General features: G+C 65.9%; 17 protein-coding genes. 2 read left to right on the top strand and 15 right to left on the bottom strand.

Annotation, left to right across the window (positions count from 1 at the left end):
• Positions 1 to 36: 36 nt before the first annotated feature.
• Positions 37 to 900, top strand: a complete 864-nt coding sequence (locus tag G6N44_RS22565; RefSeq protein ID WP_163670263.1) for a winged helix-turn-helix transcriptional regulator — start codon at positions 37 to 39, stop codon at positions 898 to 900.
• Here G6N44_RS22565 and G6N44_RS22560 read toward each other — a convergent pair.
• Together G6N44_RS22560 and G6N44_RS22555 are read right to left on the bottom strand one after the other, a co-directional pair.
• Positions 897 to 1,487 carry a GNAT family N-acetyltransferase gene (locus G6N44_RS22560; protein ID WP_163667878.1) on the bottom strand — a complete coding sequence of 197 codons (591 nt, stop codon included), beginning with the start codon at positions 1,485 to 1,487 and terminating at the stop codon, positions 897 to 899. The genes G6N44_RS22565 and G6N44_RS22560 overlap by 4 nt on opposite strands.
• 3 nt (positions 1,488 to 1,490) lie before the next feature.
• Positions 1,491 to 1,934, bottom strand: coding sequence for a hypothetical protein (locus tag G6N44_RS22555; RefSeq protein WP_163667876.1), 444 nt, complete (start codon positions 1,932 to 1,934; stop codon positions 1,491 to 1,493).
• A gap of 19 nt (positions 1,935 to 1,953) precedes the next feature.
• Here G6N44_RS22555 and G6N44_RS22550 point away from each other — a divergent pair, with 19 nt between their 5' ends.
• Positions 1,954 to 2,397, top strand: coding sequence for a cupin domain-containing protein (locus tag G6N44_RS22550; protein WP_163667874.1), 444 nt, complete (start codon positions 1,954 to 1,956; stop codon positions 2,395 to 2,397).
• A 14-nt stretch (positions 2,398 to 2,411) separates the two neighbouring features.
• Here G6N44_RS22550 and G6N44_RS22545 read toward each other — a convergent pair whose 3' ends face one another.
• The 13 genes from G6N44_RS22545 to G6N44_RS22485 all read right to left on the bottom strand — a co-directional run bounded on the left by G6N44_RS22545 (position 2,412) and on the right by G6N44_RS22485 (position 15,761).
• Positions 2,412 to 2,702, bottom strand: coding sequence for an SH3-like domain-containing protein (locus tag G6N44_RS22545; protein ID WP_220099799.1), 291 nt, complete (start codon positions 2,700 to 2,702; stop codon positions 2,412 to 2,414).
• 95 nt (positions 2,703 to 2,797) lie between these two features.
• On the bottom strand, positions 2,798 to 3,529 hold the full coding sequence (scnC, locus tag G6N44_RS22540; RefSeq protein ID WP_163667872.1) for a thiocyanate hydrolase subunit gamma: 732 nt from the start codon (positions 3,527 to 3,529) through the stop codon (positions 2,798 to 2,800).
• Between the two features lie 44 nt (positions 3,530 to 3,573).
• Positions 3,574 to 4,413, bottom strand: coding sequence for an SH3-like domain-containing protein (locus G6N44_RS22535; RefSeq protein WP_163667869.1), 840 nt, complete (start codon positions 4,411 to 4,413; stop codon positions 3,574 to 3,576).
• A gap of 296 nt (positions 4,414 to 4,709) precedes the next feature.
• Positions 4,710 to 5,483, bottom strand: a complete 774-nt coding sequence (locus G6N44_RS22530) for a VOC family protein (RefSeq protein ID WP_163667867.1) — start codon at positions 5,481 to 5,483, stop codon at positions 4,710 to 4,712.
• 69 nt (positions 5,484 to 5,552) lie between these two features.
• Positions 5,553 to 6,587, bottom strand: coding sequence for an acyl-CoA dehydrogenase family protein (locus G6N44_RS22525; protein ID WP_163667865.1), 1,035 nt, complete (start codon positions 6,585 to 6,587; stop codon positions 5,553 to 5,555).
• Complete coding sequence (locus G6N44_RS22520; RefSeq protein ID WP_163667863.1) at positions 6,587 to 7,750, bottom strand: acyl-CoA dehydrogenase family protein; 1,164 nt, start codon at positions 7,748 to 7,750, stop codon at positions 6,587 to 6,589. Before G6N44_RS22520 ends, G6N44_RS22525 begins: the two co-directional genes overlap by 1 nt.
• Positions 7,747 to 8,667, bottom strand: coding sequence for an acyl-CoA dehydrogenase family protein (locus tag G6N44_RS22515; RefSeq protein ID WP_163667861.1), 921 nt, complete (start codon positions 8,665 to 8,667; stop codon positions 7,747 to 7,749). The genes G6N44_RS22520 and G6N44_RS22515 overlap by 4 nt, the downstream gene beginning before the upstream one ends.
• A gap of 4 nt (positions 8,668 to 8,671) precedes the next feature.
• Positions 8,672 to 9,826 (bottom strand): acyl-CoA dehydrogenase family protein, encoded by a 1,155-nt coding sequence (locus G6N44_RS22510; RefSeq protein WP_163667859.1) that lies wholly within the window; start codon positions 9,824 to 9,826, stop codon positions 8,672 to 8,674.
• A 20-nt stretch (positions 9,827 to 9,846) separates the two neighbouring features.
• Positions 9,847 to 10,986: a CaiB/BaiF CoA transferase family protein gene (locus G6N44_RS22505; protein WP_163667857.1), complete on the bottom strand. Its 1,140-nt coding sequence runs from the start codon at positions 10,984 to 10,986 to the stop codon at positions 9,847 to 9,849.
• On the bottom strand, positions 10,983 to 11,903 hold the full coding sequence (locus tag G6N44_RS22500) for an SDR family NAD(P)-dependent oxidoreductase (protein ID WP_163667854.1): 921 nt from the start codon (positions 11,901 to 11,903) through the stop codon (positions 10,983 to 10,985). Before G6N44_RS22500 ends, G6N44_RS22505 begins: the two co-directional genes overlap by 4 nt.
• Positions 11,900 to 12,742 carry a TauD/TfdA dioxygenase family protein gene (locus tag G6N44_RS22495; protein ID WP_163667852.1) on the bottom strand — a complete coding sequence of 281 codons (843 nt, stop codon included), beginning with the start codon at positions 12,740 to 12,742 and terminating at the stop codon, positions 11,900 to 11,902. The genes G6N44_RS22500 and G6N44_RS22495 overlap by 4 nt, the downstream gene beginning before the upstream one ends.
• A complete protein-coding gene (locus G6N44_RS22490) occupies positions 12,739 to 14,592 on the bottom strand; it encodes a flavin-containing monooxygenase (protein ID WP_163667850.1) in 1,854 nt (617 codons plus the stop codon). The genes G6N44_RS22495 and G6N44_RS22490 overlap by 4 nt, the downstream gene beginning before the upstream one ends.
• Positions 14,589 to 15,761, bottom strand: coding sequence for an LLM class flavin-dependent oxidoreductase (locus G6N44_RS22485; RefSeq protein ID WP_163667848.1), 1,173 nt, complete (start codon positions 15,759 to 15,761; stop codon positions 14,589 to 14,591). The genes G6N44_RS22490 and G6N44_RS22485 overlap by 4 nt, the downstream gene beginning before the upstream one ends.
• Between the last annotated feature and the right edge of the window lie 43 nt (positions 15,762 to 15,804).

The following is a 15,804-nucleotide window of genomic DNA, read 5'->3' as shown; positions in this document are numbered from 1 at the left end:
CCAACGTCGGCCCGCGGCCCCAACGCCGTCGCACAGATGCTGGGGCTGGTCGGTGACGAATGGACGCTGCTCGTCATGCAGCAGGCCATGCTGGGCGCTACCCGCTACGGACAATTCAAGGCCCGGCTGCCGATCTCCAACTCGGTGCTGACCAACCGCCTGGGCTCCCTGACCGAGGAGGGGTTGCTGGCCCGTCATCGCTATCAGGAGCGACCCCCGCGTGACGAATACCTGATCACCGCGCGCGGAGGAGCGCTGTGGCCGGTGCTGGTATCCATCTGGGAGTGGGAACGCCACTGGGTGACCGAGCACCGTGAGCCACTGCCCGCGATGCGGCACCTGCGCTGCGGCGCCGATTTCACCCCGGTCCTCACCTGCGCGGGTTGCGGTGACCCAACGGCGTCCGGCGAGGTGACTGCCGGGTGGGGGCCGAGCGGGGGCTGGCAGCGGTCGCTGCCGACGGTGACGACGCGGCGCCGGTCCTCCGACGATCGACGCGACTCCCCTTCGGGACTGTTCCCCCAGACCATGAGCGTGCTGGGTAACCGCTGGGCGTTCGCGATCCTGGTCGCCGCCTTCACCGGCACCACCCGGTTCTCTGATTTTCAACGGGCGCTGTCCGCCCCACCCGCGTCGACCGCCGACCGCTTGCAGACGTTCCGGGACAACAAGATTCTCATCACCGCCGACGAAGACCCGCAATACCGGCTGACCCAGAAAGGTGCGGCGTTCCTGCCCGTTCTGGTGACAGCTCTGGCGTGGGCACAACGAGCCTTCCCCTCCACCGAGGGCCCTGCGGTGATCCTCACCCACACCGGCCGCGGACACGGTTTCTCCCCGGCGCTGCAGTGCGATCAGTGCGGTGAGCGGCTCACCAGAGCCACGGTGTCCGTCGTCTAACGGTCGAGCCGGAACACCAGGTTGTTGCGCACCGCGGGCCATTCGATGTCCAGGATCGAGTACACGACCGTGTCCCGACGGGATCCGTCCGGCAGCAGCTGGTGGCTGCGCAGCACCCCATCGAGCTTGGCGCCCAGCCGTTCGATCGCCGCCCGACTGGCGAAATTGAAGAAATGCGTACGGAATTCCACTGCCACACAATTCAACTCATCGAAGGCGTGGCCGAGCATCAGCAGTTTGGTCTCGGCGTTGATACCGGTGCGCCGAGCTGCAGCCGTGTACCAGGTATGCCCGATCTCCAGCCGCCGGTTGGGCCCGTCGACGTGCAGGTAGCTGGAAGACCCCACCAGCCTGCCCTCGAGATTGCGCACCACGAAGGTCACGCCGTGATCGGCAGCTCGCAGCTCGAATATGCGCTGCACCCACTCGGCGGCACCACCGGGCCGGGGTGTCATCGTGTACCAGAGCGAGCCCAACTCGCCGTCCGCGGCGACCGCGTCGATCTCAGCGATGTGCCCCGTCGTCAACGGCTCCAGCGTCACCCAACGCTGCCCGGTCAACGTCACCGGCGTGACGAACTCGCTCATTCGCTATCCCATACTCTTCGCGCCAGCGCTCATCGGACCAAACGTCGACAACAGCGACCACACCGAACACAACCCGGCCAGCACCGCCATGGCACCGCCGACGTACAGCCCGTAACCCGCGGCGACCGACCCCTTGACGTTCAGCGTGTAGTACCACACCGTCAGCGCCACCACAGCCAGCGAAATCAGCAGCCCCGCAGCCGAAGCCCACCGCTGCGACAACCCGCGCCCGGCCATCGCACCGGCCACGATCAGCCCGGCACCCAACAAAACGATCAGCTGCCCGGCGCCGAAACCACGAGGCAGCACGATGCTTCCCACTGCCCCACCGATCGCATTGGCCCGGCCACCGCCGTGGGCGCTGGTGGTCAGCCACGGCAGCCAGGCGACCACCATCAGGACCGCAGCACACAGGGCTACCAGCCATCCTGGACGCAGACGAACCATGACGACGAGACTATCGGGTGTGACCGAACTTCCCGACTGGGCCGAACAACTCGACCTCGCCCCGCACCCCGAGGGCGGGTGGTACCGAGAAACGTGGCGCAGCGAACTGACGGTGAGCCAGTCGTCGCTGCCGCCCGGCTATGCCGGACCACGCAGCGCCGGCACCGCGATCCTGTTCCTACTGATGCCCGGCCAACAGTCGGCCTGGCACACCGTCCGCAGTGCCGAACTCTGGTTCCACCATCGCGGTAGCCCGCTGCTACTGGAGATCGGAGCCGAACGAGACACGGCCACAACGCACCTGCTGGGTCCGGATATCACTGCCCTCCAGCAACCCCAGCTACTCGTGCCGCCCGGCCACTGGCAGCGCGCCAAACCTCGCGACGACGCGCCTGCCCTGGTCAGTTGCGTGGTGGTGCCCGGCTTCGACTTCGCCGACTTCGCGCTCAGCCAGTCACGCTGAAGTCGCCGACGTGGTTATTCGGCCTCCAGTCGGGCGCGAATCTCGGCTAGTCGTTGCCGCAAATCGGCTTCGTCGATCACACCGCGGGCGACCAGCGAATGTGCCAGCGAAACGAGCTGGTTTTCCGGGTACGGAAGGTTCTGGTACCGGGTCGTCGACAATTCGTCTTCCTCGTCGCGCCGGTCCTTGAAGGTGAAGTCCAGGTCTTCGACTTCGCACGAGGCAGTGTCGAGCGCATCGCACAACGCGTCGAGGCTGGTCTTCCACGGCGGGAGCGGGTTCTCCACACCATATTTGGCCGCCATCACGGGCCAGTCCTGGTTGCTCCCGCTGATCTCCTCAAGGATCTCAATAGGCTTGCCTACCCGCTCCTCTGGAGAGGAATCCCCCAGCGCAGCACTCACGGCGCGGTCCCGGCAGCGGCGATCGGATTGTTCGCCGACCGAGTCTTGGTGATGATGTTGGTCGTCACTCCCGGCTTGGGCAGCGCAACGCCGATCAGCGAATCCCTGGTGAGGATCTCGACCAACTGGTCCTCAGTCCACCCCTCAGTGCCCTCCGGCCGCACCGGCATCACCATGAAGCGATGCTTCTGGTTGGAATCCTCCACCCGCACCTCGACGCCGTCGGGCAGTTCGAGGCCGAATTCGGACAGCACCTGCCGAGGCCAGCGCACAATACGACGCCGATAGTTCGGGGTCCGGTACCACTCCGGTGAGTTTCCGAGAATCGGCCGCGGGTAGCAGGAGCACAGTGCACAGACGATGACGTGATGGACCGTCGGCGTGTCTTCGAGGATCTTGAAGGCCACGAAATCGCTCGGCGTACCGAACCCGGTGGGTTCGAGCCAGTCGACACCGACCTCCTTGCAGGCTGCGATCGGGTCGCTCAACGCCAGCGCCTTGAACTTCGGGTCCAGCCAGGACTTGGCAACCAGCCGAGCCGCCGGCGTGGAACCAATGTGCTCGGCGAACTCGGTGAAGTGGCGATGCTGCGCGGCGGTGAACAAGCCCTTTTCGATGCACAACTCACGCAGGGCGATCTCGAGAACCTCGAATTCGGTGATCTCGTCGACCATCGGTTTGACGGTGCGGGCGTGGTCGTGATCGTGATCGTGCCCATGTGCCGACATAAGCAGTTCCTATCGTCTCCGGGTAAGTCGGTTGGCAGATGCGGTCAGGCCGGCGCTAGCCAGCGCTCGGGGATTTCGGTCTGGAGGGTGTCGTTCGCGGGACCGGTGTAGGACTCCCCCCACAACTCGGTCTGCTTGAAACGCACGATGTAGAACCACTCCGGCTTGGCGTCCTCGATGTTCCAGGTCTCGTCTTCCGGCGCGGGACTTTCGTAGGCGTACTCCGCGATCACGCCGGCGGCACCGCGCACATACTCCGGGGTGCGGGTGTAGAACATCGCCGGCAGGTCCCGCACCACCACCGGATCGCCGACTTTGAACTTCGCCGGATCGGCCTTGCCGGCAAAAACCTGCGGATCGCCGATACCGGCGGCCTCGATGTGGTGCTTGTTGCGGACCACCTTCGAGCCGTCACCCTCGAATTTGGGCTGGGCATCCGGATGTGTGCCCATCGACTGGCCCACATACCGCGCCTGCACCTCTGCCAGGCGGTCGGTCAGATCGCCCCAGGAGATGTGCTTCTTCTCGATCAGCAACCTACCCACCGACCACAGCCAACGGCTGTAGTACGGAAGCCCCAGGTAGATAGGTCGCCCGACGTCGACGTTGGCCAGCCGACGCCGTTCCTCGGAAACCCAGATCCCCTGCCACCCAAGGACTTCGCAGAGCACATACGTCATCAGCTCCCAGTGCTCCTCCTCCTTGTTCTCGTAGACCTTCGGGAAGTCCAGTTCACCGCCGACATCGTGCGAGGTCTTCATGTAGGCCCAGAAATGTTCACTGGTGACCTGGTCCGGCATGGGCCATTCCGGGTCTTCCTGGAACGTCGTCTTCAGCCTGGAGATGAGTTCGAGCCTTTCGGCACGCTCAGCCGCTGTCCCCATGGGAGTGGTCCCGCCTCTCTGCCACCGGCCCTGCCCGCGGCGCAGCATTCACTCCCACCCAGGCTAGGCGCAGCGCTGGCCACTTTTACCCGAATAGGCAACCCCGTTATGGGTCCGTCCCGACAACCCATTTCGGCCCATTTCGGCAAACTCCTGCGAAAGGATTCACGCCCGGCAAGCACTGAACCCAGGGCCCGGCGGCGAATACGGCCACCACAACTGAGCCCGCTGAGCTGACGCGAACCGGCCGCGGTCCCACCTGAATCTCAGGTAGGACCGCGTCGCCGACTTCGCCCTCAGCCCTGCAGTGACGACAGATTGAACCCGGCACCGGTCGGATCGGCCACCGCGGCCAACCTGCCGTACGGGGTGTCCTCGGCCGCGCGCACCACCGAGCCACCATTGGCCACAACCAGCTCGATCGTCTTGTCCACATCGTCGGCACCGAAGAACGTGGCCCAATCCGACGGCGCGCCGTCGGGGATGAACGACGAACCGTCCATCACACCGACCAATTCCTCGCCATCGAATGAAGCTGTGCTGTAACGGAACTCGTCGGTGTCCGACACCACCTGGGTGGTCCAGCCGAACACCGTCCGGTAGAAGTCCAACGCCTTGGCGTAGTCGCTGGTGGTCAGCTGGTGATACACCGGCGCCCCGGCCTCGTTGAACACCGCGAAACCCTCGTGCCCGCCCGGCTGCCAGATGCCGAAGAACCCGTTGGCGGTATCGGTCATCATCGCCATCCGGCCCTTGGCCGGGATGTCCATCACGCCACCGCAGTTACTCCCGCCGGCCGCGATGGCCGCCGCCACCGTGGCGTCGGCATCGGCGGTGTGCAGGTATGTGGTCCACGCATCCGGGGCGTTCCACTGCGGGTCATTGCGCATCAGACCGGCCACCACCTGCCCGTCGACGGATGCAGTGACGTAGCCGCCGTACTCGGGGCCGCCGGTCTCATACGTCCAGCCGAACACCGCACCGTAGAACTGCTGGGCGCGCTCGACGTCGGACGTGGTCAGGTCGATCCAGTTGGGGGCGCCCAGCGGGGCACTCAGACGGGTAACCACGATATTTCTCCTTCATGCAATGGACAGTCGCTAGGTCTGACCACTGCCGCGCGGAAAACTCATCGCGGCTCATCGGTAGCGCTGGGCGATCCTTCCGCGGTGTTCGGCGGGCGAGCCGAACAGCGAACGGTTGAGCGCGGCCCGCTTGAGATAGACGTGCACGCCGCTCTCCCAGGTGTAGCCGATACCGCCGTGCAACTGCATGGCCTTGCCCGCCACCTCGACCGCCGCCTCGGTGGCATAGGCCTTGGCCATCGAAACTGCTCGAGGCTCCGGAGATTCGATGGCCGCGTTCACCAATTGACGGGCCACCGAGATCCGCACCAGCATGTCGGCGCACGCGTGCTTGACGGCCTGGAACGAGCCGATCGGACGGCCGAACTGCTGGCGAACCCCGGTGTAGGACACCGTGGCGTCGAGCATGGCCTGCGCGATGCCCACGCTGTCGCAGGCCACCGCGAGCGCGGCCCGTTCGGTGAGCTTTCGCACCTGCTCCTCGGGGTCGCCGTCGAATCGCCACACCGCGTCGGCGTCGAGCTCTACACCTTCGGCCGTCACGGTGGCCAGTCTGCGGGTCTCATCGAGTACCGGCTGTTCGGTGACCGTCAGCCCGGGTGAATTGGCGGCCACGTCGACGAGCACCGCAACGCCGTCGGCGTCACGGGCAGGCAGCAGCAGCCGCCGAGCTCCGGTCGCGTCGGACACAAAGGCGGCCCGGCCGTGGACGCGCCAGCCCAGCCTGGTGGTGGCCAGTTCGAAGGGTGCCGGCTCACCCGCCCCGGGCAGGGCGAGTGCGGCGCGGGAGTTTCCGGCCACCACGTCCTGTAGGAGCGCGCCGCGAGAGTCATTGGATTGCAACGTATTCAGTGCACAGATGGCCAGCACTGCACCGCCCAGGTAGCTGGTGGGCGCCGCAGCCCGGCCGATCTCTTCACAGATCACCGCTACTTCAGCGAACGTCGCACCGGCACCGCCTGCCTCTTCGGGGGCGTCCAGTCCGACCCACCCCGCCGAGACCAGCAGTGGCCAGTCGACGGTGTCCTTGGCCAGCAGATCAGCCGCTACCGAACGCAGTTCGTCGTGCAGCTCGGAAAATTCGCTCATCACACCGCACTCGGTTCTCGAGGCAGGCCCAGACCGCGCTCACCGATGATGGTGCGCTGGATCTCGCTGGCCCCGCCGGGGATGGTCCATTCCCACGATCCGATGAAATCGAGCATCCAGGCGCCCGACTCCCAGCCGCTGGACGCCGGTTTGGCGAGCACGGTGTGGGAATGCAGACCGCCGATCTCCGCACCGAAGCCCGTCATCCGCTGCAATAACTCGCTGTAGTAGAGCTTGACGATCGAGGCGTCGGCCGGACCGGCCTTCCCTGCCTCGGTGCGCTCCACCAGATCCCGGCACAGACGACGCAGGCCGGTCAGTTCGATCTCGAACTGCGCCAGCCGGTCTGCCACCACCGGATCGTCGGTCGGGGCAGCGTCCAGTAGCCAGGTGAAGCCGGCATTGCCCAGCCGCTCGGACAACTCGAGCATGGTCATGCCGCGTTCGGCGCCGAGCGTGGCCTGAGCGACCTGCCAGCCCTTGTTCACCGGGCCGATCAGATTGGCCGCAGGCACTGCCACGTCGTTGAGGAAGATCTCGCAGAAGTGGGAATCCCCCACGGCATTGCGGATCGGCCGTACGTCGATGCCGGGTGTGGTCATGTCCATCAGGAAGTACGAGATGCCGTGCCGCTTGGGTGCATCCGGGTCGGTGCGGGCCAGCAGCAGACACCAGTCGGCGTGTAACGCGCCACTGGCCCAAAGCTTCTGGCCGTTGACGATGAAGTCCTCGCCATCGGCGCGGGCCGTGGTGCGCAGTGCTGCCAGATCGGATCCGGCCTCCGGCTCGGAGAAACCCTGCACCCAGATCTCGCCGTCGAGGATGGCCGGCAGATGCCTTCTACGTTGTTCGTCGGTACCTGCGGCCAACAGTGTGGAGGCGGCATGGTGGATCCCGACGAACGCCAACACCAGGCGGGGCGCATCGTGGGCCGCCAGTTCCTGGTACAGGACGATCTGCTGAGGTACCGACATGCCGCCGCCCCATTCGGCGGGCCAGTGCGGCACGGCGTAGCCGGCGGTGTGTAGCTCGGCGAACCAGGATTTCTGGAAAGACGCGAACTCGTCGTCGCCGACCCCGGTCTGGTTGGCGCGCCAGTCTTTCGGGACGTGCGCGGCGCACCAGTCCCGCACGGTGGCCCGAAAGTCGTCGAGTTCGCTCACGAAAACAACCCGGTGAGTCCACGCCGGCCCAGTCGGGCGGTCAGGGTGTCGCGGGTCTTGGATACGCCGAATGGCAAGCGGCGCAACGGCTGGCTGTAGCGCGACAGCCAGGACAGCACGGTCTCATCGCAGAAGCCGACTGCCCCGTGCAACTGATGGCATACCCGGAACACCACCTCGGCGGCCTCGATGGCGGCCAGTCGCAGCGCCAGGGCATCGTTGATCGCCTCGTCGGCAGGGTTCGTGGTCAGGCTCCACAGCGCGTACTTGGCCAGGATGTCGACGCCGCTGCGCTCCACCTCGGCATCGGTCAGCTGAAACTGCACCCCCTGGAAGGACGACAGTGGCTGACCGAACTGCTTGCGGAGGCTGACGTGCGCGACGGTGAGGTCGATGGCCCGGTCCAACATGCCGAGCAGCGTCCACGACGGCAGGGTCAGGGCCAGCGCCACATCCCCTGCCCCTGCACTGTCGACCGCGGAGAGTTCGAGGGCGGTGGCGAAGGACGGCCCGGATGCACCGAACTTGGATACCGTGCTGCGGCCACCGTCCAATGTGACTGCGGCCCATCGGTTGTCCAGACCTTGCAGCGCCGCCTCGGGAGCGTCGGCGTCGACGACGATCAGGCCGTCGACGTCGAGACCCTCCGGACGTGCCAACCGCTCGGCCACCGGATACGGCAGGGCCCAGTACCCGGCGCTGCGGCACACCGCGGCGGCGGCTTCCAGTGAGTCCTCATCGCCGCGCGGCTCGAGCTCGAAGACCCCCAGGCTTTCCAGGACGGGGGCGATCAAGCCGGCCCGGGTGTCGGGTTTGGCGTCGGCCTGGACCAGCAGCTGGTCACCACCGGCAGCCTCGAAGGCCTTGAGCGCTTGGCGGCCAAACTCTTTGGCGTCGTCGTTGAGATCGAGAATCATCGCGTCACGCCTTTCCGGCCAGCATGGTGCGGGACAGCAGGATGCGCTGCATCTCGATGCTGCCCGAGGACACCGTGGACGCCTGCGAGTACCGCCAGTGGTCTTCCACCTCGGCGCGGAAGTACTCGGACTCCGGGCTTCCCCCACGAGGCAGGGCAGCGGCAATCTCCATCAGCACCTCGGCACTCTCCTGATCCAGCCGCGTCACCGCGATCCGATAGGCCGCGGAGTCACCGGGATTCACCCGGCCGGTCGCCTGCATCGACACCACCCGGTAGGCCATCAGCCGAGCCCGGCGGCAGTGCGTGAGCATCCGGGTCCACCGGCCACGCAGCTCAGCGGGCAGCTGTTCCCACTTGTCGCCGAGCACCTCGGGGGCAGACTGCAGCAGCCGCTCGCAGCGCGCGTAGCGGGCGATGCCGACGCGCTCGAACGACACCACGTCCTGCACCATCGACCAGCCCTGGTCCACGGTGCCGAGCACATCGGCCTCGGTCACCTTGAGGTCGTCGAAGAACACCTCGTTGAGATGGTGCGGGCCCATCATGGTGCGGATCGGGCGCACCGTGATGCCCGGCGAATCCATCGGCACCAGGAAGATGGTCATACCCTGCTGCTTTTTCTCACCTTTGGAGGTGCGGGCCAACAGGAAGATCCACTGCGCCATGGTGGCGTACGAGGTCCAGATCTTCTGGCCGTTGACCCGCCAGCCGTCTTCCTCCCGGCGGGCGAACGTGCGGAGCGAGGCCAGGTCGGAGCCGGCCTCCGGCTCGGAAAAGCCCTGACACCAGATCACTTCGCCGTTGGCGATCGGCGGCAGGTGCTTACGCTGCTGCTCCTCGGTGCCGTGCCGCATGATGATCGGACCCACCCAGTTGACGCCCATGTACTGCGCACCACGTGGCTCGTGGTGCGCCCACATCTCCTCGCGCACCACGGTCTGCTCCCACACCGAGGCGTCGCCGCCGCCGAACTCCTCCGGCCACGCCTTGCACAGCAGGTGCTGCTGCGCCAGGGTCCGGCAGAACTGCTGGGCCACCGCCAGATCGGCGGGGTCATCGGTGAACGCGCCGAGAAAGTCGGCGGGCACCTGATCGGCGATCAGCGCACGCAGCTCACCTCGCAGCGTGTCGGCCGCCTCACCAAAATCGAAATCCACTCCTGGCCTTTCTATCGCGTCTATCGCGGGCCGAGCTCAGCAAGTACCGCATCGGTGTCGGCTCCCAGTTCCGGTGCATATCCGGCGATATGGCCGGGGGTGCGGGAGAACCAGGTCGGCACACCCGGCATCCGCACCCGGCCGTGCGGGGTGTCCACCGTCTCGAACAAACCGACCGCGTTGAGATGCTCATTGTCGAAGAGCTCATCGGGGGTGAGCATGGGAGCCGCCGGAATCTCCAACTCGGCGAATAGGTCCAGCCACTCCGCGGTGGTGCGATCCTTCAACGTCTGGGCCAGCAGGCCGTAGACGGTGTCGATCTGGCGGGCCCGTTGCTCCAAAGTGGCGTATTCGGGGCTGTTCCAGCTGGGTTGCACCCGATCGATGAACGCGTTCCAGTGCTTGTCGTTGTAGATCAACGCCGCGATGTGACCGTCCTTGGTCTCATACGGCCTGCGGTTCGGGGTGACCGCCCGCGGGTACACCGCAGGCCCCAGCGGGGGGTCGAACATGGCGCCGTTGGCATGTTCGACCAGCATGAAGGAGGCCATGGTCTCGAACATGCTGACCTCGACCTCCTGGCCCTCGCCGGTGCGCTCCCGGTGGAACAGCGCCATCGTGGTCGCGTAGAGGGCGGTCAGCCCGGCCACCTTGTCGGCCATGATGGTGCCCACATAGGAGGCCTCACCGGTCAATTGCTGTTGCACGGCAGGCAATCCGCACTCAGCCTGGATCGTGTCGTCGTAGGCGGGGCGGTCGGCGTCCGGGCCGCGCCGGCCATAGCCATAGCAGTTGGTGTAGACGATGCCCGGGTTGATGGCCGCCACGTCGTCGTAACCGAACCCGAGTTTGGCGATGGCCTTGGCCCGCATCGAATGGATGAACACGTCGGCGTCGGCGATCAACGCACGCAGGTCTGCTTTGCCCTGTTCCGATCGCAGATCCAGTACCACGCTGCGCTTGCCGCGGTTCACGTTGACGAACACCCCGCTCATGCCGGGAGCGGGACCGACCGAGATGTAGCGGGTGTTGTCGCCCGCCGGTGTCTCGACCTTGACGACGTCGGCGCCCATGTCGGCCATGATCTGCGTGCAGTACGGCCCCATCACCATCGCGGTGAGGTCGATGACCCGAACCCCGTGCAGTGGACCGGTTGTCATGATGTGACCCCCTGCGCTGCCCGGCCAAAACTGTAGCGGATGTGTTCGGAATGCCCGTCGGGGACGACCGGGAAGATCACCGGCTCGCTGACGTCGCGGATGCGGTCGATCTGCTCGCCGACCTCCTCCACGGTCCATGACGGTTGGTACATCCCGGAAGATTCGGCGACGACCGCACGGGCCAGCCTTCCGGCGATCGCCACAAAAAATTCACCTGTGACCGAACAGGATTCGTGGGCCAGCCAGCCCACCGCCGGTGCCACCAGATCCGCGCCCATCGGCGGGTAGGCCGAGGTGTCCAGACCCTCGGCCATCCGGGTCACCGCGCCCGGCACGATGGCATTGCACGCGACACCTTCGGCGGCACCCTCCAGCGCCACCACGTTGCACAGCCCCAGGATCCCGGCCTTGGCCGCGGCATAGTTGGCCACCTCGTGGTTGCCGTACAACCCGCCGATCGAGGAGGTCAGCACCACCCGGCCGTAGCCGGCCTCGCACATGAGTGGAAATGCGGGGCGCACAACGTGAAAAGCGCCACGCAGATGCACGTCGAGCACCGCCTCGAAATCGTCGTAGCTCATCTCCTTGAGCGAGCCGCGGCGCACCGTACCGGCGTTGTGGATCAGGATGTCAACGCGGCCGAAGCGCTCGACGGCCGTGTCGATGATGGCCCGACCGCCCTCGGCAGTGGCCACCGAATCGGTGACGGCGATGGCTTCCCCACCCGCCGAGGTGATTTCGTCGACGACATCTTGTGCGGGCGCGGAATCAGCGCCGTCGCCGGCGAGACTGCCACCCGGATCGTTGACGACCACCTTCGCGCCCCGCGATGCCAGCAGCAGAGCATATTCACGGCCCAACCCCCGGCCACCGCCGGTGATGATGGCGACACGATCGTCGAATCTGAGAGTGCTCAAGCGAAGGGCTCCTCGCCCTCGAGTTTGGTGCGCTGCAACAGCCGGCCCGACGCCGGGTCGTACGGCGTGGCCCGGTGCATGGTTCCGGTGTTGTCCCAGATCACCAAGTCGCCGACGGTCCACTTGTGCCGATAGGTGAAATCGGGCTGTGTCGCCCAATCTCGCAGCCGCACCAGCAGTTCGATGCTCTTGCGGAAGTCGATCGGGCCGTCGGCGTCGACGATGTGGCGCGCGGTGGCACCCAGTACCAGCGATTTGCGGCCGGACTGATGCGTCCACACCAACGGCAGCTCGCGATCACCGATCGCCATCATGCGCCGCAGCGCCTTCGCACTGGGTTCGGGGTCGTAGTAGAACAACGTGTTCCACGCCGAGTGCATGACCCGCAGCCCCTCGATATCGGCCTTGTCGTCATCGGACAGGTCGTCGTAGGCGGCGTAGGTGTTGCAGAACTCGGTGTCCCCTTCCTCGGGGTTACCCAGCGCCACGCTCTGCAGCAGCGAGGCCAGGATCGGCACCTCGTTCATCGTGCCGTCGATGTGCCAGTACAGCGAGCCCTTGAGATAATCGGCCTGCTTGTTCACCTCGGTGTCGAGTGAGACCTTGTAGAGCTTCTCGCCCTGATGCTCGGGCGCGAACGTGCCGAGGGTTTCGGTGAATGCGATCTGTTCGTCGTCGCTGAACCCGATCTGCGGGAACACCAGCACCCCACGCTGCTCGAGCAGTTCCCGGATCTGTCCGGCATACTCGCCCGAGAGCAGCGTCGCCTTGTCGGCACGGATCTCGGTTCCGATGCGGGGCTTGATATCCCGGGTATCAAGTGCAGTGGTCACCGTCATGTGGTGAGCTCCAATCCGTCGAGATCACCCTTGTCCCGCCACTGCGCGATCAGCTCGTCGAAGGCGTAGAACCCGGGCGAATAGAAATCACCCAGGAACGCGCCGTTGCGTTCCGCGCCACCGCGACCCTCGTTGTTGTAGTAGCCGGGCGTGCAGGACAATTCGAACGCCGAGTTGTCGATCGCCAGTTCGCGGACCGTCGCGACCCAGGCGTCCTGGCCCTCCTGACTGGGCTCGACCGTGGTGGCACCCCGGTTCTGCGCCTCGGCGATGAGGTAGGCGATGTGCTTGGCCTGCTGTTCGAACATCGCCGTGGTGTTGGCCGATACGCCGCCCTGGATGAAGCCCATGAAGAACTGGTTGGGGAATCCGCGACTGGTCATTCCGTGCAGGGTCTTGTAGTCGTTCTGCCAGTGGTCGAACAGCGACAGTCCGTCGCGTCCCACGATCCGGTCGATCGCGAACCGGCGGCTGATCTCGGTGGAGATCTCGAAACCGCTCGCGAAGATCACACAGTCGACCTCGTATTCGACGCCGTCGGCGACGATCCCCTTCTCGGTGAGCCGCTCGACCCCCTTGGATGCCGACACGTCGACGAGGGTCACATTGGGGCGGTTGAACGTGGCCAGATAGTGCTCACTGGACGTCGGCCGCTTACACATGAAGCGGTAGTACGGCTTCAATGCCTCGGCAGTCGCGGGATCCTCCACGATGTCGCCGACCAGGCGGCGCAGCCGCTCCATGATCTTGAAGTCTTCTTCTTCCCGGAACGCCATGATCTGCTCGATGGTCACCGACGCCGGGTCCTCGCTGGCCGCGATCCGGGCGGTCAGGTTGCGTCCGAGCTCGGTCCAGAAGTCACACACCAGGTCTGGCTCACCGAACACCACACCGACAAACGGCGACCAGTTGTGGAAGTTGCGCTTGCGCTCCTCCTGCCAACCCGGCTGCAGCGACGCGGCCCAGGCCGGATCGGTGGCCGGGTTGGTGCGCGCGTCGACCGACGACGGAGTCCGCTGGAAGACGAACAGCTCCTTGGCATCACGGCCGAGGTGCGGCACCAACTGGATGCCCGTCGCGCCGGTGCCGACGAGGGCGACGCGCTTGTCGGCCAGCTTGTCCAGGCCACCGTCGGCATCTCCGCCGGTGTAGTCGTAATCCCAACGCGCGGAGTGGAACACGTGGCCACCAGAAGCCCGGTAGTCGTTGATGCCAGGGATTCCGGGCAGCTTCGGGACGTTGTAGGAGCCCTGCGCCATGACGACGAACCGGGCCCGGATCTCATCGCCTCGGTTGGTGCTGATGTGCCAGCGCTGAATCGCGTCGTCCCACCGCAGTTCACGCACCTGAGTGGAGAACAGGGCACCGTCGTACAGGCCGAAATGCTTGCCGATGTTGCGGCAGTGCTGGAAGATCTCGGCGCCGTCGGCGAATTTCTTGCTCGGCATGAAGTCGAGTTCTTCGAGCAGTGGGACGTAGCAGTAGGCGTCGTTGTCGCATTGGATGCCCGGGAAGCGGTTCCAGTACCACACCCCGCCGAAGTCACCCGCCATCTCGATGACGCGGATGCCCTCGACGCCGGCCTTCTTCAGATACGCCCCGGCCAGCAGGCCCGCGAAGCCACCGCCGAGGATGACGACGTCGGCGTCTTCGACGATCGGATCCCGTTCGGTCACTGTGGTGTACGGGTCGACCTCGAAGAACTCGGCGAACTCACCATCCAGTTCCTGGTACTGGTCGGCGCCCTCGGGCCGCAGCCGCTTGGCCCGCTCGGCGGCGTATTTTTCCCGGATCGCGTCGATGTCGAAATCTGCCGGGGTGTCGGTGGGACCGCAACCGCCCTCACTCATACGTTGGCCTTCTCCGGAAGCGCGGCGGCGTGCAGCGGGGCGGGCATGTCGTGCACCGCGGGCAGCACCTCGGCGGCGAACAGCTTGGTGGACTCCATCGCCTTCTCGTACGGCATGGTGCCGAACTGCGGGACGATGGTGACCTCACTGAACGAGCAGGCCTCCTGCGCGGCCTTGAGCTTGGTGAACACCGTCTCGGGCGTGCCGATCAGCAGGTTGGAGGCGTGGTATCCGGGCGGGCCGCCCTTCTTCTGGTTGCCGACCTCCGAGGCCAGCACCGCGGTGGCACTGGCTTCGCGGGCAGCGTAGGCCTCATATCCCTTGACACCCTGGAAGTTCGACGCGTCGGCAAAGCCGTAGTGCACGTTGACATCCCGGTTGGCGGTCCAGATCCACTCCTCGGTCTGCGCTACCTCGTCCTCGGAGCCCACGCAGTACATGAACATCACGTTCTTGGGCTGACACGGCCCCAGGCCCTCCTCGGCGCGGAACGTGTTGACCTTGCGCACCTCCTCGCCGGCATCGGTGATCGGCTTGTTCCCGACGAACAGCGGCACCATGCCGCGTCGGGACAGGATCTCCAGAGACTCCGCGGTCGAGGACGAACTGTAGATCCGGTCGAACAGGTCGGTGCTGATGGGCTCGGGGCGCAGCGACATCTCGGGGAAGCTGAAGATCTTGCCCTCGTAGGAGAACCGCTCGCCGGAGAAGGCCAGCTTGAGGATGTCCAGCGTCTCGTTGAAGCGGTCGCGGCTCTCCTCGCGCGGCACGCCGACGGCGGCGAACTCACCCTTGGACACCCCGCGGCCCAGGCCGATCGTGGTGTAGCGGCCCTTGGACACGATGTCGAGGTAGGCGATCTGGGTGGCCAACCGGATCGGGTTCCACCACGGCACGACCGCCACGAAGGTACCCAGGCTGACCCGCTCGGTCCGTCCGGCGAAATAGGTCAGAGCCTGAATCGGGTTGGGCGTCATGCCGTATGGCGTGCCGTGATGCTCGGGGAACCAGATCCCGTCGAAGCCGAGCGGCTCGGCGAGGTCGCCCAGTGCCAGCGCTGCCTGCACGCACTCGTAGTCCGGTGTGGCCGGCGGGGTGCTGAAGTCACCCGCGAGTACGCGCTCCCAGTCGTGGGAGTTCTGCGCCCCGGTACCCAAATTGACTTTCATTACGGCTCCTTAGTCGGCGATTTGTGTGCGTCTGGCGGCGCTG

The organism is Mycolicibacterium alvei (assembly GCF_010727325.1).
GTDB lineage: Bacteria > Actinomycetota > Actinomycetes > Mycobacteriales > Mycobacteriaceae > Mycobacterium > Mycobacterium alvei.
This window is presented reverse-complemented; position numbering and strand designations above follow the sequence as displayed.